15 protein-coding genes and 1 pseudogene are annotated in these 25,530 nt (G+C 68.5%); 9 read left to right on the top strand and 7 right to left on the bottom strand.

Annotated features, from left to right (window positions below; genetic code table 11):
* Positions 1-138 precede the first annotated feature (138 nt).
* The 4 genes from ACWZHB_RS20625 to ACWZHB_RS20610 all read left to right on the top strand — a co-directional run bounded on the left by ACWZHB_RS20625 (position 139) and on the right by ACWZHB_RS20610 (position 10,025).
* Complete coding sequence (locus ACWZHB_RS20625) at positions 139-1,473, top strand: NAD(P)/FAD-dependent oxidoreductase (protein ID WP_427903486.1); 1,335 nt, start codon at positions 139-141, stop codon at positions 1,471-1,473.
* Between the two features lie 247 nt (positions 1,474-1,720).
* Complete coding sequence (locus ACWZHB_RS20620) at positions 1,721-2,539, top strand: GNAT family N-acetyltransferase (protein ID WP_427903485.1); 819 nt, start codon at positions 1,721-1,723, stop codon at positions 2,537-2,539.
* Positions 2,540-2,585: 46 nt separating this feature from the next.
* On the top strand, positions 2,586-3,497 hold the full coding sequence (locus ACWZHB_RS20615; protein WP_427903484.1) for a lysophospholipid acyltransferase family protein: 912 nt from the start codon (positions 2,586-2,588) through the stop codon (positions 3,495-3,497).
* A gap of 381 nt (positions 3,498-3,878) precedes the next feature.
* Positions 3,879-10,025 carry a non-ribosomal peptide synthetase gene (locus tag ACWZHB_RS20610; protein WP_427903483.1) on the top strand — a complete coding sequence of 2,049 codons (6,147 nt, stop codon included), beginning with the start codon at positions 3,879-3,881 and terminating at the stop codon, positions 10,023-10,025.
* Between the two features lie 38 nt (positions 10,026-10,063).
* Here the strand turns inward: ACWZHB_RS20610 and ACWZHB_RS20605 are convergent, their stop codons facing one another.
* The 3 genes from ACWZHB_RS20605 to ACWZHB_RS20595 form a co-directional block, all read right to left on the bottom strand.
* Positions 10,064-10,915 carry a 3-hydroxybutyryl-CoA dehydrogenase gene (locus ACWZHB_RS20605; protein WP_427903482.1) on the bottom strand — a complete coding sequence of 284 codons (852 nt, stop codon included), beginning with the start codon at positions 10,913-10,915 and terminating at the stop codon, positions 10,064-10,066.
* Between the two features lie 150 nt (positions 10,916-11,065).
* Positions 11,066-11,707: a Rid family hydrolase gene (locus ACWZHB_RS20600; protein ID WP_427903481.1), complete on the bottom strand. Its 642-nt coding sequence runs from the start codon at positions 11,705-11,707 to the stop codon at positions 11,066-11,068.
* Positions 11,708-11,736: 29 nt separating this feature from the next.
* A complete protein-coding gene (locus ACWZHB_RS20595) occupies positions 11,737-13,299 on the bottom strand; it encodes a flavin monoamine oxidase family protein (protein ID WP_427909240.1) in 1,563 nt (520 codons plus the stop codon).
* A 237-nt stretch (positions 13,300-13,536) separates the two neighbouring features.
* Between ACWZHB_RS20595 and ACWZHB_RS20590 the strand changes: the two genes are divergently transcribed.
* On the top strand, positions 13,537-15,030 hold the full coding sequence (locus ACWZHB_RS20590; RefSeq protein WP_427903480.1) for an APC family permease: 1,494 nt from the start codon (positions 13,537-13,539) through the stop codon (positions 15,028-15,030).
* Positions 15,027-15,761 carry an IclR family transcriptional regulator gene (locus tag ACWZHB_RS20585; protein WP_427903479.1) on the top strand — a complete coding sequence of 245 codons (735 nt, stop codon included), beginning with the start codon at positions 15,027-15,029 and terminating at the stop codon, positions 15,759-15,761. The genes ACWZHB_RS20590 and ACWZHB_RS20585 overlap by 4 nt, the downstream gene beginning before the upstream one ends.
* 59 nt (positions 15,762-15,820) lie before the next feature.
* Here ACWZHB_RS20585 and ACWZHB_RS20580 read toward each other — a convergent pair whose 3' ends face one another.
* The 4 genes from ACWZHB_RS20580 to ACWZHB_RS20565 form a co-directional block, all read right to left on the bottom strand.
* Positions 15,821-17,314 (bottom strand): APC family permease, encoded by a 1,494-nt coding sequence (locus ACWZHB_RS20580; RefSeq protein WP_427903478.1) that lies wholly within the window; start codon positions 17,312-17,314, stop codon positions 15,821-15,823.
* Positions 17,311-18,393 carry a Glu/Leu/Phe/Val dehydrogenase dimerization domain-containing protein gene (locus ACWZHB_RS20575; RefSeq protein ID WP_427903477.1) on the bottom strand — a complete coding sequence of 361 codons (1,083 nt, stop codon included), beginning with the start codon at positions 18,391-18,393 and terminating at the stop codon, positions 17,311-17,313. The genes ACWZHB_RS20580 and ACWZHB_RS20575 overlap by 4 nt, the downstream gene beginning before the upstream one ends.
* A 171-nt stretch (positions 18,394-18,564) precedes the next feature.
* Positions 18,565-22,038 carry an indolepyruvate ferredoxin oxidoreductase family protein gene (locus tag ACWZHB_RS20570; protein WP_427903476.1) on the bottom strand — a complete coding sequence of 1,158 codons (3,474 nt, stop codon included), beginning with the start codon at positions 22,036-22,038 and terminating at the stop codon, positions 18,565-18,567.
* A 197-nt stretch (positions 22,039-22,235) separates the two neighbouring features.
* Positions 22,236-22,721, bottom strand: coding sequence for an Lrp/AsnC family transcriptional regulator (locus ACWZHB_RS20565; RefSeq protein ID WP_427903475.1), 486 nt, complete (start codon positions 22,719-22,721; stop codon positions 22,236-22,238).
* A 104-nt stretch (positions 22,722-22,825) separates the two neighbouring features.
* Here ACWZHB_RS20565 and ACWZHB_RS20560 point away from each other — a divergent pair, with 104 nt between their 5' ends.
* The 3 genes and pseudogenes from ACWZHB_RS20560 (at position 22,826) to ACWZHB_RS20550 (ending at position 25,510) form a co-directional block, all read left to right on the top strand.
* Positions 22,826-23,695, top strand: coding sequence for an alpha/beta fold hydrolase (locus ACWZHB_RS20560; RefSeq protein WP_427903474.1), 870 nt, complete (start codon positions 22,826-22,828; stop codon positions 23,693-23,695).
* A gap of 111 nt (positions 23,696-23,806) precedes the next feature.
* Complete coding sequence (locus ACWZHB_RS20555) at positions 23,807-25,168, top strand: MFS transporter (protein ID WP_427903473.1); 1,362 nt, start codon at positions 23,807-23,809, stop codon at positions 25,166-25,168.
* Positions 25,169-25,191: 23 nt separating this feature from the next.
* Positions 25,192-25,510 (top strand): annotated as a pseudogene (locus ACWZHB_RS20550) (ester cyclase).
* Positions 25,511-25,530: the final 20 nt, after the last annotated feature.

Below are 25,530 nucleotides of genomic sequence, written 5' to 3'. Positions count from 1 at the left end.
CTCCCATTGATGAGTTATGCAGATAAGAGTCATCTCTATTATGCGCCCAGGCAGTGGAAACATCTACGTTCCGCATCGCGTTTACTCATAGGAAAGGATTTATTACCGGTCTTGAACGCGATCTTGGAGCGAGTGGTCATGGAACACACAGATGTCGTCATCGTCGGCTCGGGCTTTGGAGGCCTGGCCGCCGCCAAGCAACTGGCCAAGTCACGAGTCGGTGTCGTGCTGATCTCGAGCACGCCCGAGCACCTGTTCCAGCCGCTGCTCTATCAGGTGGCGACCGGCGTGCTCGCGCCCGAGGAGATCGCGCCGCCGATCAAGAACGTACTGCGCCGCCACCCCGAGATCGACGTCCGCCTCGGCAAGGTCACCGGCATCGACGCCGCCAACGCGGTCCTCACCTACGAGACCGCCGACGGCCCGCGCGAGATCGCCTACGCCTCGCTGATCGCCGCCACCGGGGCCAGCCAGAGCTACTTCGGCCGCGACGACTTCGCCGAGAAGACCTATTCGCTCAAGACCATCGACGACGCCCAGCGCCTACGCGATCAGATCGCCCACGTGTTCGCCCTGGCCGAGAACGCCGACGAGGTGACCAGGCACCGGCTGCTCAGCTTCGTGGTGGTCGGCGCGGGCGCGACCGGCGTCGAAGTGGCGGGCCAGATCAAGGAACTCGCGAAAAGGCACTTCCACCAGCAGGTTTCGGTGACCCTCGTCGAGGGTGCCGGTGAGGTGCTGCCGCCGTTCGGCGGTGGGCTCTCGGAATACGCGAAGCGCTCGCTCACCGACAGCGGCGTCGAGGTGCTGCTCGGCACCTTCGTCACCGACATCGACGAGGGCAAGGTGACGGTCAAGGACAAGGAGGGCATGGAGCGCCGGATCGCCGCCGAGACGGTGGTGTGGTCGGCGGGCGTGCAGGTCGGCGGCTTCGCGACGCTGCTGGCCGAGGCCACCGGCGCCGAGACCGACCGCGCGGGCCGCATCCTGATCAACCCGGACCTGACCGTCGGCGGCCACGCCGACATCTACGCCATCGGCGACATGACCTCGCTCAACGGCTACCCCGGCCAGTCGCCGGTCGCCATGCAGGAGGGTCGCCACGCCGCCGACATCATCCGTCGCAAGAAGGACGCGGGCACGCCGTTCGTCTACTGGGACAAGGGCAGCATGGCCGTGATCAGCCGCTTCAGCGCGGTGGTGAAGCTCAACGAGCGCATCACGTTCAAGGGCACCATCGCCTGGGCGATGTGGCTGGCCGTGCACCTGATGTACCTGGTCGGCTTCCGCAACCGCTTCGCCGCGGTGGCCGGCTGGCTGGTCGCGTTCATCGGCACCGCGCGTCCCGGCTTCGACGAGGCCGAGCGTGCGATGGTCGAGCCGGCGAAGGTCGAGCCGGTGAAGGCTGAACCGGCGAAGGTCGAGTCGGCGGACACCACCGCGGCGACCACCAAGGAGCGGGTGCACGCCTGATCCACCCCGAAACGGCCCGTCGAGAAATCGGCGGGCCGTCGACGTTTCGCAACGCTCGAAATACACGATCGCGAACCGGGTCCAGCGCCGAAATCGGTCGTGTTCGGCTAGAAACCCGCAGGTGGGCGAACGATGGGCAGCGGGTCGGTAAACGCCCGGTGTGACTCCCATCTCGTTCACCGAACGGGCATCGACACGACACTGAGGTGTCGCCCCGATGCCAGCTCGGGCTGGCTTCATCAGCAGTATGACAATTTCGTCCGTGTTGACCGCCCCGGCGCCGGACTCCGGGGTGGGGAAATCTCGGTACTCCTTGGTCGTCGCGTCTGATGCCGAGCACCGGGAAGCCGCGCAGCGTCTGCGCTACCAGGTGTTCGCCTCCGAGCCCGGTTTCCAGATGCCGGAGAACGCCACCGGCCTCGATGCCGACAAGTTCGACGTGCACTGCGACCACCTGCTGGTTCGGGACGAATTCTCCGAACAGTTCGTCGGCTGCTACCGCATGCTGCCGCCGGACAAGGTCGACGCGGCGGGCGGCTACTACACCGCCACCGAGTTCGATCTGACCCAGCTCGATCCCACGGGCAACCGGATCGTCGAGATGGGCCGCGCCTGCGTGGTGCCCGATCACCGCAACGGCTCGGTGCTCACCCTGATGTGGGCGGGCATCCTGCACTACATCCAGCTCACCGGCTACGACTGGGTGATGGGCTGCGTGTCGGTGCCGATGCAGGATTCGCCCACCGATCCGGCCGGGGTGAACGTGCGCGGCGTGCGCGATCAGCTCCTGGGCCGCCACGCCTGCGACCCCGAGCGCCGCGTGCACCCGTACAACGCGGTCGTCGTCGACGGACTCTCCCTCGACCAGATGACCCCGCCGAGCCGTCCCAAGATGCCGCCGCTGCTGCGCGGCTACCTGCGCCTGGGCGCCGAGATCTGCGGCGAACCGGCCCACGACCCCGATTTCGCCGTCGCCGACTTCGTCGCGCTGCTCGGCATGGAAACCATCAACACCCGGTACCTGGAGCGGCTGCAGAGCGCGGCCGCCAATTTCGACGGGAAGTAAACCCATGGTGTTCGACGCGCCGCTCGCAACGCACTCTCATTCGTGGATGCCGTCGAGCCCCTGTGGGTCCGGCTGCATCGAGCCGATCGACGAGGTCGGCACCGCCAGGATGTTCGCTCGATTGGCCGGTATCGCCGGACTGGTGCTCAGCTTCCCGGTCTTGACCGTGGCCACCCCGAAGTCGCGGCGCGAGCAGGTGCAGCGCCGCTACGCCAGGGCGGCACTGACTTGCCTCGGGATGCGGTTGCGCATCATCGACAACCGCGCGCCCGAGCAGGCCTCGCCCGAGGGCTTCGCCGACACCGGAACCGCGGTGATGATCGTGGCCGGGCACATCGGCTGGGCGGATGTGGTGGCGCTGGCCGCGGTGCAGCCGGTCAGCTTCGTCGCCCGTGCCGACATGGTCGAATGGCCGCTGCTCGGCAAACTCGCCAAGCTCACCCGCGTCATCCCGATCGAGCGGGCGCGACTGCGTGAGCTGCCGGGTGTGGTCGGGCAGGTGGCCGATCGGCTGTCCGCCGGTAACCGGATCGTGGTCTTCCCCGAGGGCACCACGTGGTGCGGCCGGGCCTACGGCTCGATGCGGCCCGCCATGTTCCAGGCCGCCGTCGACACCACGACCCCGGTGCAGCCGGTGCGGCTGCGCTACCTGGACAGCGACGGAATGCCGTGCACCGTACCGGGTTTCGTCGGCAACGATAGTTTCGCAGATTCCGCGAAGCGGGTGCTGCGCAGTAAGGGCATGATCGCCGAGATCGTGCTGGAGCCGCTCGAACATCCCGGACTGGATCGCCGGGATCTGGCTCGGCGCTGTGCGTCGGCGGTGCGGGGGACCGACCGTTCCCGCCATGGCGTGGCCGATACCCAGTGGATCGAAGCGGGCAATACCCGTGTGCAGGATCCCTCGATGGCGGAGCAGGAGCAGGTTCGCCGACCGGCTGGGGCTACGGTCCGGTAACCCCGCTTCGACGGAATTCATCGACAACCGGAGGTCGCGTTCGCGGTCTCCGGTTTTGTCGTGCGCGCCGGGTGAATCGTCACGGATGTGCGGTTCGGCATTCGAGGGTGACCCATCGGGCAAATCTGAAAATCTCACGTCCGCGCACAGGTCGTTCGCCCTGCGTATGACCTGGATGTGAGCTGCGTAACATACTGGCCAGTCGCCCATACCCACCGATCTGTGAGTTGAAACGGCCAAATTGCCAGAGTGTCAAAATTGATGAGATATTTGCGGTACCGTCACGCAGGATTTTTCCGATACCCCGTGTAGCCGAGAGTCCAGGCGACGTTCGAGATGTGCGATCGCAAGGGTGATCCATGGTGAAGGGAAGCCTTTCCGGTGACTGAGCAAGCTTCTGGCGTTCGTCGACGCGCCGCGCGCCGTATGCGCCGCGCGCCCGTGTCGTCCACACTGCCGCGGCTGCTGCTGGCCGCCGTCGAGCGTGCTCCCGAGGTACCCGCGCTGCGCTTCGACGGGCAGACCCTCACCTACACCGAACTGGACCAGTGGTCCTCGCGCCTGGCCAGGGTACTGATCGCGCGCGGTCTCGGCCCCGGTGATCGCTTCGTGCTCGCGCTGACCCGCTCGATCGAGTCCGTGGTCGCGGTCTGGGCGGCGGCCAAGACCGGCGCCACCTTCGTGCCTGTCGATCCGCGCTACCCGGCCGAACGGGTCGCCCACATGCTCGCGGACTCCGGTGCCGGGTTCGGGCTGGCGACGGCGGCGGACGCGGCGCGACTGGACGCCGGAATCCAGTGGCTGCGCATCGATTCCGCCGAGTACCGCGACGAGCTGGCCGCCATGTCGGAGGCGCCGGTGAGCGCGGCCGAACGGCTGCGCAGGCTCTCCCCGGACGACCTCGCCTACATCATCTACACCTCCGGCTCGACCGGTGTCCCCAAGGGCGTCGCGGTCACGCACACCGGCCTTGCCGGGCTGTGCGCCGAGCAGGTCCGGCGCTTCGGCATCACCACCGATTCGCGCACGCTGCACTTCGCCTCGCCCAGCTTCGACGCCAGCATGCTGGAGATGCTGCTGGCCATCGGGGCGAGCGCGACGATGGTGATCGCGCCGCCCGATGTATACGGCGGCGACGAACTGACCGAATTGTTGCGTGCCGAACGCGTGACCCATGCCTTCATCACCCCCGCGGCGCTGGCCGGACTCGACGCGGCGGCGCTGCCGGAACTGGCCGCCCTCGCTGTCGGCGGCGAGGCCTATCCGCCCGAGCTGATCGCGCGGTGGGCGCCGGGACGGGCGTTCTTCAACGTCTACGGGCCGACCGAGACAACGATCGTCTGCGCGATGAGCGAGCGGCTGACCGCCGACGACGTGATCACCATGGGCGACACCATCCCCGGAATGACCGCGCTCGTCCTCGATGCCCGGCTACGCCCGGTTCCCGATCGGGTCCCCGGCGAGCTCTATCTCATGGGCGAGGGTCTGGCCCGCGGCTATCACGATCGTGCCGGGCTCACCGCGAGCCGGTTCGTCGCCGACCCGCTCGGCCGCGGCAGGCTCTATCGCACCGGCGACCTGGTGCAATGGGTTCCGGTACCCGGCGGGGTCGGCCTGAAATTCCTCGGCCGCACCGATGCGCAGGTGAAACTGCGTGGCTTCCGGATCGAACTGGGCGAGATCGATGCGCTGTTCGCCGCCGATGACACGGTGCGCTTCTCCGCGACGCTGATCCGGACGATGCCGAGCGGGGAGAGCGCGCTCGTCTCCTATGTCGTCGCGGCCGCGGGCGCGGACATCGACACGGCGGAGCTGACCCTGCTGGCCGAGCGGCACCTGCCCCAGCACGCGGTGCCCGCCGCGATCGTGGTGCTCGACGAGGTGCCGTTGACGCCGGTCGGCAAGCTCGATCACCGGGCGTTGCCCGCGCCGGAGCTGGCGGTGCGCGAGTTCGAGGCGCCACATTCCGGCACCGAACATGTTGTCGCCATGGTCTTTTCGGAGTTGCTCAGCGCGGACCGGATCGGGCGCGGTGACGACTTCTTCGCGCTCGGCGGCAATTCGCTGCTCGCCACGCAGTTGGCGGGTCGCCTCGGTGCCGCGGTCGGTGTGCGGGTGCCCGCTCGCACCGTTTTCGAACACGGCACGGTGGCCGAGCTGGCGATCGCCCTCGACGCGCTGGTCGGTGACGCGTCGGTGCGAGTGCCGCTGACACGCCGCGAACGTGGTGCGCACGTACCGCTTTCGCTCGCTCAGCAGCGCATGTGGTTCATGGCGCGACTGGATCCCGAATCCAGTGCCTACAACATCCCGGTCGCTTTGCGGCTGTCCGGCCCGCTCGATACCGCGGCGCTCACCGCCGCCCTCGATGACGTGCTCGAACGGCACGAGGTGCTGCGCACGGTGTATCCCGAGCACGAGGGCGCGGGCTTCCAGCAGGTGCTGCCGGTGGCACAAGCCGGTCTCGACGTGGCGATCGATCCGATCGCGGAAGCCGATCTGCGCGGCGAGCTGGCCCGGTTGACCTTCGGTGGGTTCGATGTGTGTCGGCGAGTTCCCGTGCGCGCGGCAGTGTTCCAGCTCTCGCCGACCGAGCACGTACTGGCGGTGGTCGTGCACCACATCGCCACCGACGGGTTCTCGCTCGGCCCGCTGACTCGCGATCTGATGACCGCCTATGCCGCCCGCGCCACCGGTGCGGCGCCTGCCTGGGCACCGTTGCCAGTGCAGTACGCGGACTACACGCTCTGGCAGCAGGAAATGCTCGGCGCCGCAGACGATTCCAGCTCGCTGCTGGCCACCCAGCTCGGGTTCTGGCGTACCGCGCTCGCCGGTGCTCCCGCGCTGCTCGAGCTACCCACCGACCGGCCGCGTCCGCCGGTCGCGGGCACCCGCGGCGCCGCGCAGGACTTCGCCGTCACCGCCGAGGTGCACCAGGCGCTGGAAACACTGGCGCGCGAACACAATGCCTCACTGTTCATGGTGGTGCGGGCCGCGTTGTCGGTGCTGCTGGCACGGGTCGCCGGTACCGACGATGTCACCGTCGGTGCGCCCGTGGCGGGCCGTGGTGAACCCGAGCTCGACGATCTGGTCGGCATGTTCGTCAACACGGTCGTGTTGCGCACCCGCATCGATGCCGCCGAATCCTTCGCCGCCCTGCTGGATCGGGTCCGTGACATCGATCTGGCCGCCTTCGCTCACGCCGATGTTCCGTTCGAACGCCTTGTCGCCGAACTGGATCCGCCGCGTACCCAAGCACACCACCCGCTGTACCAGGTGGCGCTGTCGTTCCAGAACTTCGGTGCCACCCGACTCGAACTGCCCGAGTTGACCGTGTCTGCGGTAGATCTGGGTGAGGAGGCAGCGCCGGTCGACCTGCAGCTCACCGTGGTTCCGCTCGAGGACACCGACGGGCCCGCGGGTCTGCGCTGTTCCTGGCGCTACGCCACCGACCTGTTCGACGCGTCGACGATGCAGACGCTCGGCGCGCGCCTGGCCGGGCTCCTGTCCGCGGCCGTCGCCGCACCGCACCGGCCGGTCGGCGACTTGCCGCTGCTGACCGCGGCCGAGCGGACCGAGCCACAGGGCGAGCTGCGACTCGTCCCCGACGCGACCCTGCTCGGCGAATTCCAGGCCCGTGCCCAGCATCGTCCGGACGCGCCCGCGGTCACCTTCGGCGAGGTCACGCTGAGCTACGGCGAGCTGGCACGGCGCGTGAACCGGCTGGCCCGGCTGCTCGTGTCCGACGGTGTCGGTCCCGGAAGCACCGTGGGCGTGGCGATTCGGCCGTCGATCGAGCTCGTCGTCGCCATGTACGCGGTCTTCGCGGCCGGTGGCGCGTATGTGCCACTCGATCCCGATTCGCCCGCCGAACGCCGCGCCGACATCCTCGCCGTCGCACGGCCGGTCTGCCTGTTGACCACCGCCACTGACGCGATCGCGGCGCCCGGACTGCCGGTCATCTCGGTGGACGAGCTCGTCGGTGCGGGCTTCTCGGAGGCCTGGCTGACCGATGCCGATCGGCTCCGTCCGCTGCGCACCCTCGACCTGGCGTATGTGATCTTCACGTCCGGCTCGACGGGCAAGCCGAAGGGCGTCGGTGTGCCGCATTCGGCGATCGTCAACCAGGCGGCGTTCATGGTCGGTGAATACGGGGTGGGGGAGTCCGACACTGTCCTGCAGTCGATCCCGTTCACCTTCGACGCCTCGATGATCGGTTTCGCCACGCCCCTGCGCGCGGGTGCGCACATGATCGTGGCCGCCTCGCGGGGTCTCACCGACCCCGCCTACCTCGCCGAAATCATTGCGCGCCACCGGGTTACCGGGACCACCATCGTGCCCTCGGTACTCCAGATGCTGCTCGACGCCGCACCGACCGGCACCCTGCGTTCGCTGCGGGCGGTCTGGGTCGGTGGTGAAGCCTTGCCGAACGCCACCATCGAACGCTTCACCACCCTCACCGCGGGCCGCTTGCACAACCTGTACGGCCCCACCGAGGCCACGGTGTCCATCACCGGCGCCGATGTGACCGATATCGGCGACGGCATCGTCCCGATCGGCTTGCCGCACTGGAACTCTCGTGCCTACGTCCTGGATGCGCGCCTGCAGCCGGTGCCCGCCGGCACGCCGGGCGAGCTGTATCTGGCCGGTGCGCAACTGGCCCGCGGCTACCTCGGCAGCCCTGACAAGACGATGGAGCGATTCGTCGCCGACCCATACGGACCGGTCGGCGAACGAATGTACCGCACCGGCGATCTGGTGCGCAGGCTCGCGTCCGGTGACCTCACCTACCTCGGCCGCACCGATGTTCAGCTCAAGCTGCACGGCCTGCGCATCGAGCCCGGTGAGATCGAGGCGGCGCTGCGCACGCATCCGGCGGTTGCCGGTGCGGCGGTCGCGGTGCACCACGAACAGCTCGTCGGCTACGTGACGCCCGCGGACGCCGACACCGCCGAGGTACTGGCTACGATCCGAACCCTGTTGCCGCCGTACATGATTCCGCACCGGCTGCTCGCACTCGACGAGTTCCCGCTCGGTGCGACCGGCAAGCTCGACCGCAAGGCGCTGCCCGCGCCCGCGGTGGAGATCCGCGAATACCAGGCTCCCGTCACCGCCGACGAGCAGATCGTCGCCACGGCGGTCGCCGGCGTGCTCGACCTAGAGCGGGTCGGCCGCGACGACGACTTCTTCGTCCTCGGCGGCACCTCACTCGCGGCGATCCGGGTGCGCGCCGCACTCGCCGAGCAGTTGGGCATCGAGGTGCCGTTGCGCCTGCTGTTCAGCTATCCGCAGGTCAGCGATCTGGCACGGGCCGTGCGCGACGAGTCCTCGGTGTCGGCCGCCGGCCCGGATCCTGCCGTCGACGCGATCCTCGACCCGTCGATCGACCTCACCGGCTGCGCGCCCCAGCGCACCGGCGTACCGGCCACGTTGCTGCTCACCGGTGCCACCGGGTTCCTCGGCAGCTTCCTCCTGCGCGAACTCCTGGAACAGACCACCGCGTCGATCTACTGCTTGGTCCGCGCCACCGACGACCAGGGCGCCGTGGATCGAGTCGTCTCGACGGCGGCGAAGTACCGTATCGACCTGACGCCCTACCTGGACCGAATCATCGGCGTCCCAGGCGATCTCGCGCAGCCCAACCTGGGCATGGACCCCTTGCGCTTCGCCGAACTCGCCGCCAGGACGGACGCGATCTATCACAACGGTGCACTGGTGAACCACCTCGAACCGTACGCGCGGATGCGGGCGGCCAATGTCTGCGGCACCACCGAGGTGCTGCGCCTGGCCACCACCACCCGGGTCAAGCCGATCCACTATGTGTCGACGCTGTCGGTGCTGGCGGGGATCGCGCAGGACAACGGTGTGCCCGCCGGTCTGCCCGGTTATGCGATGACCAAGTGGGTCGCGGAACAGTTGGTGCACACCGCGATCGAGCGTGGCGTACCCATCGCGGTCTACCGTCCCGGCCTGATCACCGGTGATTCCCGCACGGGCGTGGCACCGGCCGAGGATGCCTGGTGGACGATGCTGCGCTCCATGCTCGTGCTCGGTGTGGCAGTCGATGTGCGGGCGATCAGCATCGAAATGGCGCCGGTCGACCATGTCGCGGCCGGGATCGTCAGCCGGTCCCACGATGCCGGGGCCATCGGCAATATCTTCCGGGCGGCGGGTGCGCAGGTACCGCTGCAGGTCGTCTACGAGGAAATCCGCAGTCGCGGTTATCGCTTCGACTTCATCGACCCGATGGAATTCGGACTTCAGCTCTCCACAGCCGCCGAACGTCCGGACGCTGATCCCATTCTGGCTCGGGCATCCGCGCTGAGCGGCAACTACGTGGCCGCTATCGCCGCGGCGAATCCGGCAACGGTGCTGAGTGCGGTGGAATCGGCCCCCGTCGAACCGTTCCGCGGGCTGCCGATCGAGTTCCCCGCGGTCGACGCCACGGTCATCACCCGCTACTTCGACCACTACATCGACATCGGCTTCTTCCCCGCGCCCGGCGCGGAGTCGTTGACGCGAGCCTGAGCGTCCCGCAGGAGCACGTGCTCCTGCGGGACAGCACCTCACTTCGCGTAGTCGTAGAACCCGCGGCCGGTCTTGCGGCCGAGCCGGCCCGCGTCGACCATCCGGCGCAGCAGCGCGGGCGGGGCCAGGTGCGGCTCGGCGAACTCCGCGTAGAGCGATTCCGACGCGGCAAGGGCGATGTCGAGGCCCACGGTGTCGAGCAAGGTCAGCGGGCCCATCGGGTAGCCGCAGCCGCCCTTCATCGCCGCGTCGATGTCCTCGGCGGTGGCGTAGCCCGACTCGAGCATCCGGATCGCCGAACAGAGGTAGGGGATGAGCAGCGCGTTGACGATGAACCCGGAGCGGTCACCGGCCTGCACGGCCATCTTGCCGAGGGTGTTCTTCAGGTAGTCGGTGACGGCCGCGGCCGTTTCCGGCGCGGTCACCAGGGTCGAGATGATCTCGACCAGCGGCATCACCGGCACGGGGTTGAAGAAGTGCACGCCGACGACCCGCTCGGGCCGCTCGGTGGCCCCGGCCACCTTGATCACCGGGATCGAGGAGGTGTTGGTGGCGAGGATGCCCTCGGGCTTGACGATCTTGTCCAGCTTGCCGAAGATCTCGTACTTCAGCGCCTCGATCTCGGGCGCGGCCTCGATCACCAGGTCACGATCGGCGAACTCGTCCATGTCCAGGGTGACGCGCACCCGCGCGAGCACCGCGTCGGCCTCGTCCTGGGTGATCTTGCCCTTGGTCACGCCACGGGCGATCGACGTGGCGATCCGGTTCTGCGCCGCCTCGGCGAACTCCGGCTTCGTCTCGAGCACGAGCACCGAGCTGCCCGCCTTGGCGCACACCTCCGCGATCCCCGCGCCCATCGTGCCGCCACCGATTACACCGATCAACTCCACTGGAGAACTCCCAACATCGCATTGCCCTGGCTGTCCCGGGGATTATTTCACCCGGACTGGCACTCAGTGCCACAGGCTCGGCGGAACGTGAGTTATCGCACCGGCCGACCGCGACCCTGACCAGGGAATTCCGCATGCGAGCCGACTCACTTATGGGCGGGGGTAGACAGCGTCGACTTCGACTTCGACCAACCACCCCGCCACCGGCAGACTCGCTACTTCCAGGGCGAAGCGGCTCGGTCGTGCGGCATTGCGGACCAGGGGAGCGGCCGGTGCCGCGGTGCCGAGGGGGACCAGCTCGGTGTCGCCGGTGGTGAGGTTCGTATTGGCGAAGAACTGCCGGTAGGCGCGGTTCCAGCCGGCGTAGTCGGCGCGGTCGGTGCCGGGGGCGTTGTCGAGGAACACGCGCATGGTGATCACGTTGTCCAGGGTCAGGCCCTGCGCCTCGAGGTTCTCCCGGATTCTGGCCAGCACCGACATGCCCTGTGCTTCGGTGACGGTGACACCGGCGGGCAGCTTCGCGTCCGCGAATTGCTGGGTGTCGATGAAGGATTCGGGGCTGCCCGTGGGGGCCGCTTTGTTGGTGGCGGTGGGGCCGAGGCCGCTGGTCTTGTAGACGGCGGCGCCGGCGGCGATCGTCACGCCCTGCGCGATCATCGGATTCGCCTGTCCCGCTTCGAGAACCGACGTACTCGGCGCCCCGGACGGCGCCGACTCGACCGGGTCGGCCGAACAGGAGGTGAGGGCCAGCGCCGCGAGGGTCGTCACGGCCAGGGTGATCGTCGTCTTCATGGTCGATACTCCTTGTCGAGGTGAGGGTTTCAGGCGGCGACGCGAGTGTGCAGGGCGGTCACCACATCGCGGGCGGAGGTGAAGGCGCCGTGCTGCCAGGCGATCGCGTTGGACAGGTGGTCGCCGGCGAAGTAGATGCGCTCTACGGGGGCAAGGAGTTTCGTGTACTCGGGGGTGGCCTCGCCGCCGTGGGAATTGCTGCCCGCCCAGCCGACCCACGCGCCCTCGGAGTACTTGGTGCGTCGCCAGCTGCCGGAGAACGACGAGGCGATGTCGCCGCGGTACCTGTCGCCGTGGATCGCCGCGCCCTCGTCCACGGCTTTCGCCAAACGTTGGCGGTGCGTGAGTGATTCGAAGGCCTGGTGGCGTTTGCCGGTGTTGTAGTAGCCGACCACCACGCCGCGGTCGCCGTTGTAGTGGTCGTACGGGAACATGATCTGCGCGATGTCTTTGTCGGTATTGCTCGCGCCGCCGTAGATCCGGTCGTCGAGCTCCCACCATCGGCGCGAGTATTCGATGCCGAGCTTGCCGGAGGACACCGGGACCGCCGCCTTCAGCGCGGTGAGCACGTCGGCGGGCAGGTTGTTGGCCAGGCGACCGACGAGATTGGGCGGCAGCGTGCAGATGCAGTAGTCGGCATCGAGAGACTTCTGCGCGCCGTCCTGGGTGTATTCGATCCGCACACCGTTCGGGGTGTTCTTCATCGCCGACACCTCGGCGCCGAAATGGATTCGCTCCTTGCCGATCTCGCGCTGGAAGGCGGCGTAGATGCGGTCCATGCCGCCGACCGGGGTCATCATCATCATGGCCTGGTCGTAGCCGAATTCGAAGCTGAAATTGCGGCCCAGACCGCTGCGGATCGTGTCGGACATCGGGAACGGCTTGGGCTGTTCGCCGAAGTTCAGGCCTGCGCCGGGTTCGGAGGTGTAGCCGCGCCGGGTCGAGCCGAGATAGCGGCCGTCGCTGGAGAGGTCGCCGAAATCGCGCAGGAACGACGACAGCGCTTCCTTGTCGGCGCCGGAGAGCACGTCGTCGAGTGCGCCCCGCGACGCGGCCTTTTGCAGCAGCTCGGACATGTAGCCGTACATATCGGCCTTGGCCGCGCGGTACTGCACCGACTGGCCGGAGATCGAAGTGCTGCTCTGGTAGTTGACCAAAGTGGACGCGTTCTGGTTGCCGAACGGCTGGATCTCGACACCGAGTTCGCGACAGTAGTCGAGGGTGATGTGGCCCTGCGGAATTCGGGTAGCACCCAGGTTGAAGTAGTGCCCGTCGGCGAAGGTGCAGCTCTGGGTTTCGCCGTTGAGATCGGTCTCGGTGGTGCCGTTGCGCACCGACCACACGCGTCCGCCCGCGCGCTTCCTGGCTTCGAGCACGGTCACGTCGTATCCGGCCTTGCCCAGTTCGTAGGCCGCGCACAGCCCGGCGGGGCCGCCGCCGAGGATCGCCACCTTCGCGCCGCCGCCCTTGCCGATGAGGTCGCCCATGGCGGGCGAGCGGAACGAGACCTGCGCCGTGGCGGGCGCGAGGCCGAGGGTCGACATCGCGCCGTAGGCGAGGCCCGCACCGCCGGTGATGCCGAGACTCTGCATGAAAGATCTTCTGGTGACTGTCATGGGTAGCTCCGTCCGCCGCGATTTCCGTTCTGCGACAGCGTCCGTCGGCGGTGGGTCGGCGCCGCTACGCCGTGGAAAACGTTCGCCGTTCGGCGAGTGAGACCGCCGCCTGTACTTTCTCGCTCGGTGTCCATCGGCCGACTCGCGCCCGCAATACCGCCGAAACCAGGCCTGGATATCCTCCCCGCACCCGACAACGCTGGGAGGTGTGTGGTGACGGCACTGGCCGACGCGGTCGCGCGGTCGTTCGCGGCGGGGGAACCCGAGCGACCCGCGGTGTCGCCGTTGCGCGCGCTGGGGCGCCGACAACTGCCGGGTGTGGCGTTGCTCGGCCAGTCGATCGCGACCACCGCGCCCGCCGCGTCGATGGTGTTGTTGCCGGTCACGATGCTCACCCACAACGCGCTGCTGCCCGGCCTGGTGACGATCATCGTCGCGACCTTGGTCATCACGCTGATCGCGTACTGCGTCGCACAGTTCACCCGGCGCCTGTCCGCGGCGGGTGGGCTCTATACCTTCGTCAGCCATGGCGCAGGCCCGCGCGCGGCGCTGACCTGTGGCGTCGGGATGCTCGTGAAGTACCTGGGCAGTGCGTCTTTGACGATGTATCACGGGTCGCAGACCGCTCTCGCGTTGGCCGCGCAGCTGGGAATCACGCTGCGCGGCTGGCAGGTCGGGGCCGTCTATCTCGGCATCGCGGTGCTGATCGGGGCGGTGCTCGTGCGTGGTGTGCGGTTCGCCGCGATCGCGATTCTGGCGGTCGAGGTGTGTTCGCTGGCCTTCATCATCGGCCTGATGCTGGTCTCGGGGCCCGCGGTCGCGATCACCCCGGCCGCGCCGAATGTGCCTGCGGTGCTGGCGATCACGATGTCGGCGCTGTTCGCGCTCGCCGGCTTCGAGAGCGCCGCCTTCTTCGCGCCGGAAACGCGGCGTCCGCTGGTCACGGTCACGCGCACCGTGCTGCTCACGCCGGTGCTGTGCGGGGCGCTGTTCATCTTCGCGTCGTGGGCGGCCTGGTCCGGGCACGCGGGGGCGGTGGTCAACGCGTATCTGCACGGGACGGCTAGCGGGTCGAGTCTGCTCGTGGTGATCCTGCTCGACGCGGCGTTGACGTGTTCGTGGCTCGGATCGGCGATGGCGTCGTCGAATGCGGCGTCGCGGCTGGTGTATTCGATGAGCGTGGAGGGGGTGCTGCCGCGGATCTTCCGCCGGGTCGGTACGCGATTACGGACGCCGCATGTGGCGTTGGTGGTGATCACCGGCATCGTGGCGACGGCCGGTTGGGGTTTCGTCGCTCTCGACGGTGTGCCCGCCGCGGCCAAGACCGTGATGCGCACGGCGCTCGCGCTGTCCTACATCCTGGTCGCGGTGGGCGCTGTGCTGTTCCTCGGCCGTATCCGTGAGCTGAGCCGGGTCGACCGTTTCGCCGGGTGGATCGGCAGTGGTGTGCTCGGCGCGGTTGTTGTCTGCCTGACGGTGTCGGAGGCGAGCGACGGCGTGGTGGTCGCGCCCGCGACGGTGCTCGCGGTGCTGCTGGTCGGCGCCGCCTGGTACCGGTATCTCCGCGACAGCCACCTCGAAAGCCTCACTGCCATGGGTGTTTTCGACAGTCCCGAATCCGCTGACGTGCTGCCCGGCGCCGGGGTGTTCGCCGTCAACGCCCGCGGCGCGATGGCCCTGGTAGGGGCGGACCGCGGCGAACAGTGACAACGACGACCCGCCGCGACGGCCCCACCGGTCACGAGCCGAGGGCTGTCCAGAAGGCCCTCGCCCTGCTCGAAGCGGTGGCGCGACTGGGCTCGGGTGCCACCGCGAAGGACATCGCCGCGCAGACCGGCATCGCCCCCGCGACCGCGTACCGCCTCCTGAATCTCCTTGTCGCCGACGGCTACCTGGTCCGCATCGAGGACCTGTCCGGGTTCGCGCTCGGCCGCCGCACCCGCGAACTGGCCGGGGCGGCCGAGCCCGTGTCGGGCAATCCCCGGATCCTCGGCGAACTGCGCGCCCAGCTGCGCTTCGGCATCCATCTCGCCGCCTTCGCCGGCGGCCGGATCAGGATGATCGACAAGGACCCCGACCACGAGCTGAGCGGGGAGAAGGTGCTGGTGAGCTATCCGCACGCCTCCGCGATCGGCAAGATCCTGATGGCGCAGCACCCCGAGTTCGCGTACGAGGCAACCCTGCGCAAGGTCACCACTTTCACCATCACCGCAGCCGCCGACCTCGCCGTGGAACTACGCGGAGTCGCCGCGAACGCCGTCGCGGTCGAGGTGAACGAATGCCGCCTCGGCCGCAGTGCCGTCGCCGTCCCGGTCCGAGCCGCCGACGGCACCGTCACCGGCGCATTGGCCGCGATCGGCAAGACCGGCCGGCTGCCTGTGCACGATCGCGATCTCATCGACCTGCTCACATCGGCGGCCGATCAGCTGACACTCTGACCGCACGATCGAGGCCCGGCGATCCGGTGGGATCGCCGGGCCTCGATCGTGCGGCGGGATTATCGAACCGGTGTCAACTCCGGTTCCTCGGGTTGTTGGTGTGTGCGACCGAGGATCGAGTGCCTTCGGCCGTACGCGAAGTAGACGACGACACCGAGTGCCATCCAGATCACGAAGCGCAGCCAGGTCTCGATCGAGAGATTGAGCATCAGCCACAGACAGGCCAGGGCGCCGAGGATGGGGACCACCGGGACGAAGGGCACGCGGAATCCGCGCTGCAGGTCAGGGCGGGTGCGGCGCAGTACCAGAACGCCGATCGACACCAGGACGAAGGCGACCAGCGTGCCGATGTTGACCATTTCCTCGAGCGTGCCGAAGTCGACGAATCCGGCGAGCAGCGCGCAGACCACGCCGACGAGCACGGTCAGCCGGACCGGCGTGCCCTTCTTGCCGGTCTGGGCCAGACTCCGGGGGAGCAGGCCGTCACGGGCCATGGCGAACAGCACCCTGGTCTGGCCGAGGAACATCACCATGACCACCGTCGACAGGCCGGCGAGGGCGCCGATGGCGATGATGTTCTTCACCCACGTATCGCCGTGGATGGCGAAAGCCGTGGCGAGCGTGGCATTGCCGTCGGCGAGTTCGGTGTAGGACACCATGCCGGTGAGGATCACCGAGACCGCGATGTAGAGCACCGTCACGATCGCCAGCGAACCGAGGATGCCGCGCGGGACGTCGCGCTGCGGGTTACGTGTTTCCTCGGCGGTGGTGGCGACCACGTCGAAGCCGATGAAGGCGAAGAACACCAGGCTGGCCGCGGCGAGCAGGCCGTACCAGCCGTAGCTGGTGCCGCCGGAGCCGGTGAGGAAGGCGAACAGCGACTGGTGCATCCCCTCTGCCTTCGCCGACGGTTGCGCGGGTGGGATGTAGGGCGTCAGGTTCGACGGCTTGAAGTAGGTCGCGCCGACCACCAGGACCAGCGCGATCACGCCCAGCTTGATCGCGACGGCGATGGCCGAGACCCGCGAGGACAGCTTGGTTCCGGTGGCCAGGAGCACGCCGACCACCGCGATGATCAGCACCGCGCCCCAGTCGAAGGTCACCGATCCGAAGTGCACCACCGGCGCCGAGGACCCGAGTACGTCGCCGAGGTATTGCGACCAGCCCTTGGCGACCACCGACACCGCGAGCGCGAACTCGAGGATCAGATCCCAGCCGATGATCCAGGCGATCACCTCACCGAAAGTGGCGTAGGCGAAGGTGTACGCGCTGCCCGCCACCGGCACGGTCGAGGCGAACTCCGCGTAGCACAGGGCCGTGAGCCCGCACGCGATCGCGGCGAAGACGAAGGCCAGCGAGACCGCCGGTCCAGCCACCGTGCCCGCGGTGCGCGCGGTGAGGGTGAAGATGCCCGCGCCGATCACCACCGCGACACCGAAGATCGTCAGATCCTTGGCGGTCAGATCCTTCTTCAGCTTGGCATCGGGATCGTCGGTGTCCCGGATCGACTGCTCGACGGACTTGGTGCGGAACAGGCCGCTCTTGTTCATCATGAGAGCGACCGCGGAATGGCATCGAGACGGCGCTCGGCGAAACGATTGGCGGCGGCACCGGTCCCGATTCCCTCGGTGACGGCGGCGGCGATGATCTCGCGGCAGCGCGCGTAGATGTCGGCGACCTCGGCTTCGACCTCGGCGAGCGCGGCGGCGCGCAGCTCACCGGCCACCTGGATGAGGCCACCGGCGTTGGCGACGAAATCGGGCACCCAGGTGATGCCGCGGTCGGTGAGCGCCTGCTCGACCTCGGGTGTCGCGAGCTGGTTGTTGGCCGCGCCGCAGATCAGCTTCGCCTCGATCGTCGCGGCGCTCGCCGCGGTGAGGGTGGCGCCCATGGCGCACGGGGCGTACACGTCGACCGGCGCGGTGGACACGGCCGACAGCAGCCGAACGGCGGGTTGTTCCGCGGCGATGCGCGCCAGCGCCGCCTCGTTCACATCGGTGACACAGACGTCGGCACCGTCGGCGAGCAGCAGGGCGGTGAGTTCGCTACCCACCTTGCCGACACCTTCGACGCCGACCGTGCGACCGGCGAGTGTCGGTGCGCCCCAAACGAATTCGGCGCCTGCCCGCATCGAGTGGAAGACGCCGAGCGCGGTCAGCCTGGCGCTGTCGCCGCTGCCACCCGCGCCGACGCTGCGGCCGGTGACATGGCGGGTGTGCCTGCCGATGACGTCCAGATCGTCGGTGTCGGTGCCCACGTCACCGGCGGTGATGTAGCGCCCACCGAGGGTTTCGACGAAACGCGCGTACGCGGCGAGCAGTTCCTCGCTCTTGAGCGTGGCCGGATCGCCGATGATCACCGCCTTGCCGCCACCGAGGTCGACGCCCGCCGCGGCGGCCTTGTAGGTCATGCCCCACGACAGGCGCAGCACGTCCTGCAGGGCCGCGGATTCGTCGGCGTACGGGTAGAAGCGGGTACCGCCGAGGGCGGGGCCGAGCGCGGTCGAGTGGATGGCGATGATCGCCTTGAGTCCCGACCTGTCGTCCTCGCAGAACACGACCTGCTCGTGGGCGCGGGCGCTGAGCTCGTGCGATCGGCCGAAGACTCCTGCTTCGGTGTGCGCAACGGTCACTGTCGATTCCTTTCCGGTTTCCGCGTGCCGGGGTTGTGCCCTGGGCGGCGGGGTAGTGGTGCCGCGGGTCCGCGGCGGTTCAGTTGTGCCGCTGGTGCGGCGACGTGGTGGTGCCGCGGGCGCGGCGATGTGCTCAGCCGCAGTCGCGGCGGAGGGGCTGGTGCCCCCGGGTCAGTACTCGATGCCCAGCTCGCGTAGTCCGGCGCGGTACAACTCGACATTGCCGAGTTTGATGTCCTCGTAGCCGCGCACGACGTCGGTCAGTGCGGCTGCCGCGGTGGCGGTTTCGTAGTTCTCGGTGGTCAGATCGTTTGCCAGTCGGTGCACCAGGTCGGTGTAGTGGGCCAGCAGTTCGCGCTCGACCTTGCGGACGTGGGCGTAGCCGAAGGGGTCGAGCTTGGTACCGCGCAGGAACTTGCCCTTGGCCAGCACCTTCAGCGCCACATGCGACTTCGGCCTGAGCCCGATCTTCTTGTCGCGGCCCATCGCGCGCAGCATCGGCGGGTGCAGCTTGTAGGTGAGCTGCTCACCGCCTGGCACCTGGGCTCGCACGTCGGCGAGGAAATCCGGGTCGACGAGCAGTCGGGCCACCTCGTACTCGTCCTTGTAGGCCGTGAACTTGAACAGCCCGCGCGCGACCGCCTCACTGAAATCGGTGCGCTCGGTGACGGAACGTTCTGCCGCCCAGATGGTTTCGACTGTCTCGACGTAGCGGTGTGCCACCTTCTCGTTCTGGTAGCCGATCAGCTGCGCCGCTCGCAGTTCCACGAGCCGCCGCACCTCGCCCTCGAAGCTGGTGTGCGCCAGCAACTCCGCGGGCACCACCGGCTGGGTCCGCTGCGGCCTGCCCGTATCGACCGCCGCGGCGAACGCGGCCGGATCGGCGACGGCGACCCGTCCCCACCGGAACGCCGCGATGGTGGCATCGACGGCGACACCGTTGATCCCGATGGCCTCCTCGATCGCGGCGACGGGCAGTCGCAACCCGCCGGTCTGCACGGCCGCGCCGACGATCAGGAAGTTGGCCGCCGCCGTGTTCCCGAACAGGGTCAGCGCCGCGGCGAGCGCGTCGAAGTGGCTGATCGAATTCGTCGCCGCGGCAAGCCGATCCAGCAGGGTTTCCGTCGCGGGGTAGGCCACCGACTTGTCGAAGACCATGTCGCCGGTCGGGGTCTGACTCGTCGACGCCACGGCCACGGTGCTCGCCGCATCGCCGTACTGGAGGTAGCGGGGATCGGTGGCGGTGAGCAGGTCGACGGCGAGCAGGCAGTCCGCGCTGCCCGGGGTGAGCCGGTTGGCAGGCTCCAATTCCGTTGCGGCGAAACGCAGGTGGGACAGCACCGGACCGGCCTTCTGACTCAGGCCGATCTGGTCCAGGCTTTCCACCTCGTACCCGGCGCGCAGCGCGGCGGTGGCCAGTACCTGGTTCACCGTCACGATGCCGGTGCCGCCGATGCCGGCGATCAGCACGTTCTGGGTTCGCTGCGGTGCGTCCACGCCAGGGTCGGCCACGGCGGGCGGCTCAACGGTCTTGCGCGGCTTGGCTTTTGCCTTGTCGGGGACCACTTCCACCGTCACGAACGAGGGGCAATCGCCGTCCAGGCAGCTGTAGTCGGTATTGCACGAGGTCTGATCGATGCGGGTCTTGCGCCCGAACTCGGTCTCGACCGGCTGTACCGACAGGCAGTTCGACTTGGCGCCGCAGTCACCGCAGCCCTCGCACACGGCCTCGTTGATCACCACGCGGGTGTTGCGGACCGGCAGGGTGCCACGCTTGCGCTGCCTGCGGGCGTCGGCGGCGCAGTGCTGGTCATAGATCAGTACCGTGACGCCCTCGACCTCACGCAGCAGTTTCTGCGCCTCGTCGAGCCGGTCGCGATGCAGGAGCAGCGTGCCCTTCGCCAGCGCCCGCTTGTTGTGCCGCTTCGGCTCATCGGCGCAGATGACGATCTTGCGGACACCCTCGGTGCTGAGCTTGTGGGTCAGCTGCGCGACGGTGAGCCCGCCCTCCACGTCCTGGGCGCCGGTCATCGCGACGACTTCGTTCCAGAGCAGCTTGTAGGTGATGTTCACCCCGGCCGCGACACAGGCCTGGATCGCCAGCTGCCCGGAATGGAAGAAGGTGCCGTCACCGATGTTCTGGAACAGGTGCCCCACATCGGTGAACGGCGCCTGCCCGATCCACTGGCTGCCCTCGCCGCCCATCTGGGTCAGCCCGGTGACGGCGCTGTCCGTGCGCCCGGACATGGTGACCAGCGTGTGGCAGCCGATGCCGCCGCCGCCGATCGAGCCCTCGGGCAGGGCGGTGGAGCGGTTGTGCGGGCAGCCGCTGCAGAAGTAGGGCGTGCGCTTGGCCGAGAGGACTTCCAGTGGAAGTGCCGGTGGCGCAGCTCGTTTGAGCTCCACCCGCCCGCGCAGCACCCGGCGCAGCGGCGCCAGCAGTCGCCCTGTGGTGAGTTCGCCGTCGACCGGCATCAGCCGCGCGCCGCGTTCGTCCTGCTTGCCGAGCACGCGCGGCGCGTCCGGGGTGCCGTAGAGGATCTCGCGGACCTGGGTTTCGATGAACGCGGTCTTGTCCTCGACGACGATCAGCTGCTCGAGTCCGCGGGCGAACTCGGTGAGCGCCGCTGTGCCGAGCGGATACGGCATGCCGATGCGCAGCAGGCGGATGCCGGCCCGGTGCATGGTCGCCTCGTCGACACCGAGGTCGAGCAGTGCCTGCCGGACCGCGTCGAATGTGGTTCCGGTGGCGGCGATTCCGACCTTCGCGTCGGCGGGGTCCACCTCGATCACGTCGAGGGCGTTGGCCGCGCCGTAGGCGTGCACCGTCGCCCAGCGCGGCCCGTACAGGTCCGCCTCGGCGAGCACGCTGTCGGTCGGCGCCGCCATCGGCCGCTGCCGGTAGACGAAAGGTGCTCCCTCCCACTGCACTTCGGGCACCGTCACGGCGAGGTCGGCCACGTCCGCGTCGATCGTCCATGCCCCGTCGGCGACATCGGCGACGATCTTCAACGCCACCACACATCCCGAGGCCCGTGACATCGCGATCCCCTGCATACCGAGGGTGATGATCTCCTCGGCGTTGCGCGGGAACAGGACGGGCACACCCATGGCGGCCAGTGACCGTTCGCTCACCGCGGGCACGGTCGAGGACTTCGAGGCCGGGTCGTCGCCCACCAGCAGCAGCACGCCGCCGCGCGGGTTCACGCCGTACATGTTGGCGTGCCGGATGGCGTCGGTCGCGCGGTCGACGCCGGGGCCCTTGCCGTACCAGACGCCGACCACGCCGTCGTGGGTCGGCTGCCCGGCGGGCAAGTCGGCCTGGCTGCCCCAGACCGAGGTGGCCGCCAGTTCCTCGTTGAACCCGGGGACGAAGGTGATGTCGTGCTCGGTGAGTACTTCTGGCATGCCGAGCAGCATCTTGTCCACCCCGCCCAGCGGGCTGCCCTGGTAGCCGGAGACGAACGTCGCGACGCGGCGACCGGCGCGGATATCGCGCACATGCTGTTCCACCAGCAGCCGGGCGATGGCCTGGACCCCGGTCAGCAGCACCGGGCCCGCGCCGGAGCGATAGCGGTCGGCGAGGTCGTAGGGCGCGGCCGGCTCGGGCAGCTGTCGGGTAGTCGCACAGACGACGGTGGTCATTGACGCCTCACCACACTTTCCACAACCCAGATCGTGAGCTGCGCAACGAAGGAACTTGCTATCGGTGCTGCGAAATGTGCCGTGGAGGGGCAATCGGTGTCAACAGTCAGTGGAAAAGTTGATCAGTCTGCTCAAAAGTGATCTGGGCCACTGGCGTGGATGTGCCAATCTGCTCGAGTTCGGAGACCTGGGTCACATCACGACTGGTTCGCCCGGTTCGTCAGATGTTCGACCAGTGGCAGGCTCCGGAACCCGATCGGCGTGGCAAGGGCGAGCATGGTCTCGGTGTGGTTCACGCCGTCGATGGCATGCACCCGCTGGATGATTTCCAGCAGATCCTGCTGCGATCGCGCGGCGATGCGCACCAGCAGATCGGCGCGACCGGTGGTGGCGTGCACCTCGAGCACGTGCGGGAACCCGCGCAGCGTCTCGATGATCGGATCCATCTTGTTCTGATCGAGTTCGATCCCGAGGAACGCGTGCACCGCGAACCCGATCGCCTGCACGTCGATATCGGGTGGATACCCGCGCACCGCCCCCGACGACTCGAGCCGCTTCATCCGCGCCTGCACGGTATTGCGCGCCACCCCGAGCCGCTGCGCCAACTCGAGAATCGGCGCCCGCGGGTCCTTGGCCAGTTCGGCGAGCAAGGCGGCATCGAGTGCGTCGAACTTGATGGTCATGGCCGCATTCTGACACGCCGGGCAGTCGGTGAAACGGACCGCGCAACCGAGCGGACTGTACCGGTCGCCGATGAAATTCACGGTCCCGCGGCGTCTCTATCGGCATGACCACACATGTACTCGAGACCGCCGAAGCCGACCTCACCTACGACCTGCACGGTCCGCTGCCCACAGCCGACGGCCGTCCACCGTTGATGATGATCGGCCAGCCGATGGACGCCAGCGGGTTTCGCGCGCTGGTGTCGAACTTCCCCGACTGCACGGTCGTCACCTACGACCCACGTGGGCTCGGGCGCAGCGTCCGTAAGGACAGCCGGACCGAACACCTTCCCGACGCGCAGGTCGCCGACGTGCACGCCATCATCACCGCGCTCGGGGTAGGCCCGGTCGAGATGTTCGCCAGCAGCGGCGGCGCGATCACCGCGCTCGCGCTGGTGGCCACTCATCCCCGCGATGTCACCACCCTCGTGGCGCACGAGCCGCCGCTCATCGCCCTGCTCGACGACGCGCCCGCCGCGCAACGCGCCCGCGCGGCGGTCCGCGACGCCTACGAGGCGAAAGGATTCGGTGCGGGCATGGCGGCCTTCATCGCGATGACGTCCTGGGCAGGCGAATTCACCGACGAATACTTCGCCCAGCCCCCGGCGGACCCGGCCGCGTTCGGCCTGCCCACCGAGGACGACGGCGTCCGCACCGACCCGCTGCTCTCGGACGCCTCCTGGGCGGTCAGCGACTACCGCCCCGACATCTCGGCCCTCACCGCCGCTCCCACCCGCATCGTCATCGCGGTCGGCGAGGAATCCCTCGGCCTGGAAACAGCTCGCACCGCGGACGCCATCGCCGCCCTGCTCGGTCAGGAGGCCACCGTGTTCCCCAGCCATCACGGCGGATTCGTCGACGACGAGTACGGCTACGCCGGTCAGCCCGAAGCCTTCGCGGCCAGGCTGCGCGAAGTCCTCGGCGCGACCGGCTGACGCCGCGAATTCGTCGCGCGATCCCGCTCAGTGGTCGCGGGCGTTGCCGACGGTGCTGTCGCACTGGGACTCTCGCCGGGTTCTGCGATGCGACGATGAAGGAGCGACTCCATGAGTACGCCGCCACCCGAGAGTACGAATCCCGTTGTCCCGCAGGGAGTCGAGGCAAGCCTACGGCGGCGCGCGGCCTTCTCGAGTCTGCTGGGGACGACGATCGAATACTACGATTTCATCCTCTACGGGACGATGGCCGCGGTGGTGTTCGGGCCGCTGTTCTTCCCCGGGTCGAATCCGGCGCTGAGCACGATCGCGGCGTTCGGCACCCTGGCCGCCGGCTACGTCGCCCGTCCGCTCGGCGGGGTGATCTTCGGGCACTTCGGCGATCGGCTCGGCCGCAAATCGATGTTGATGATCACGATGGTCATGATGGGCGTCTCGAGCGCGCTGATCGGTCTGTTGCCCACCTATCACACGATCGGTGCGGCCGCGCCGGTGCTGCTGGTGCTGTTGCGGGTGGTGCAGGGCATCGCTGTCGGTGGGGAGTGGGGCGGTGCGGCGCTGATGGTGGTCGAGCACGCGGACGCGGGCAGTCGCGGTCGCTGGGCGGGAATCATGCAGTTGGGCACGCCTTTCGGGTTCCTGCTGTCGACGGCCGCCGTCGCCGTGGTGACCCAGCTGCCCGAGTCCGAGTTCACGACGTGGGGCTGGCGGGTGCCGTTCCTGTTGAGTGCGGCTCTGCTGGTGCTCGGCCTGTATGTGCGGCGGCGGGTGGCGGAGAGCCCGGTGTTCGAGGCCGCGCAGGATCGTCCGTCGACCCCCGCGCTGGAGGTGCTGCGGCAACCACGACCGGTCGCCCTCGCCGTGATCGCCGGAATCGCGCCCTTCGCGCTGACCGCGCTGACGAGTTCGCACATCATCGCCTACGCCACCGGAATCGGTTACGCGGTAGGCGATGTCATGCGTAGTCTGCTGTTCGTGGTGGTGGTCTCGGTCGTCGCCATCCCGCTGTGCGCGGCGCTCTCGGACCGGCTGGGCAGGCGCCGGGTGATGATGGCGGGCGCGGTCGGCGCGATCCTGTTCGCCTTCCCGCTCTACGCACTGGTCAACACCCATTCGCTGTGGATCATGACGGCCGGTTTGATGTTCGCCCAGCTGCTGCAGAACGCGATGTACGCGCCGTTGACGCCGCTGCTGTCGGAAATGTTCCCCACCCGGATCCGCTACAGCGGAGTGTCCATCGCCTACCAGAGCGCGGCACTGATCGGCGCGGGCTTCACCCCGATGATCGCCGCGAGCCTGCTGGCCACGTTCGACGGTTCGAGTGTGCCGCTGAGCGTGATCATCGTCGCGACCGCCGCCCTCGCCCTCGGCGCGCTCGCGCTCACGGCCGAGACGACGGGCCGCGATCTGCACCCCGGACCGCTCCCGTCGACCGAGCTCGCGCCACGACCGGCCCCGGTCAGGGAGGGGTGAGCTCGGCCGCCCGCTGACCCGCCGTGCACGACCACCCGTTCGCCGAGGTCCACGGCTCCGACGGCCTCGAGCGGCTCGCGCAGATGTATCTCGCCGCCTTCTCGGATCAACGGTTCCTGGTCAACGAGCAGATCGCCGAAGGCGACTTCGTCACCACCCGATGGACCGGAACCGGAACCGATGATGGGGATGCCCGCCACCGGCAAATCAGCGGTCGTCCAAGGAATCACCATCAATCGCTTCGGGGACGGCAAGATCATCGAGAGTTGGGCGTGCTGGGACACGCTCGGGATGATGCAGCAACTCGGTGTCGTCCCGTCGGCGCACTCCGCGACGACCTGACGCGTGGCGCGGCCGGCGGT

The sequence above is a fragment of the Nocardia sp. FBN12 genome, from assembly GCF_054031145.1.
This window is presented reverse-complemented; position numbering and strand designations above follow the sequence as displayed.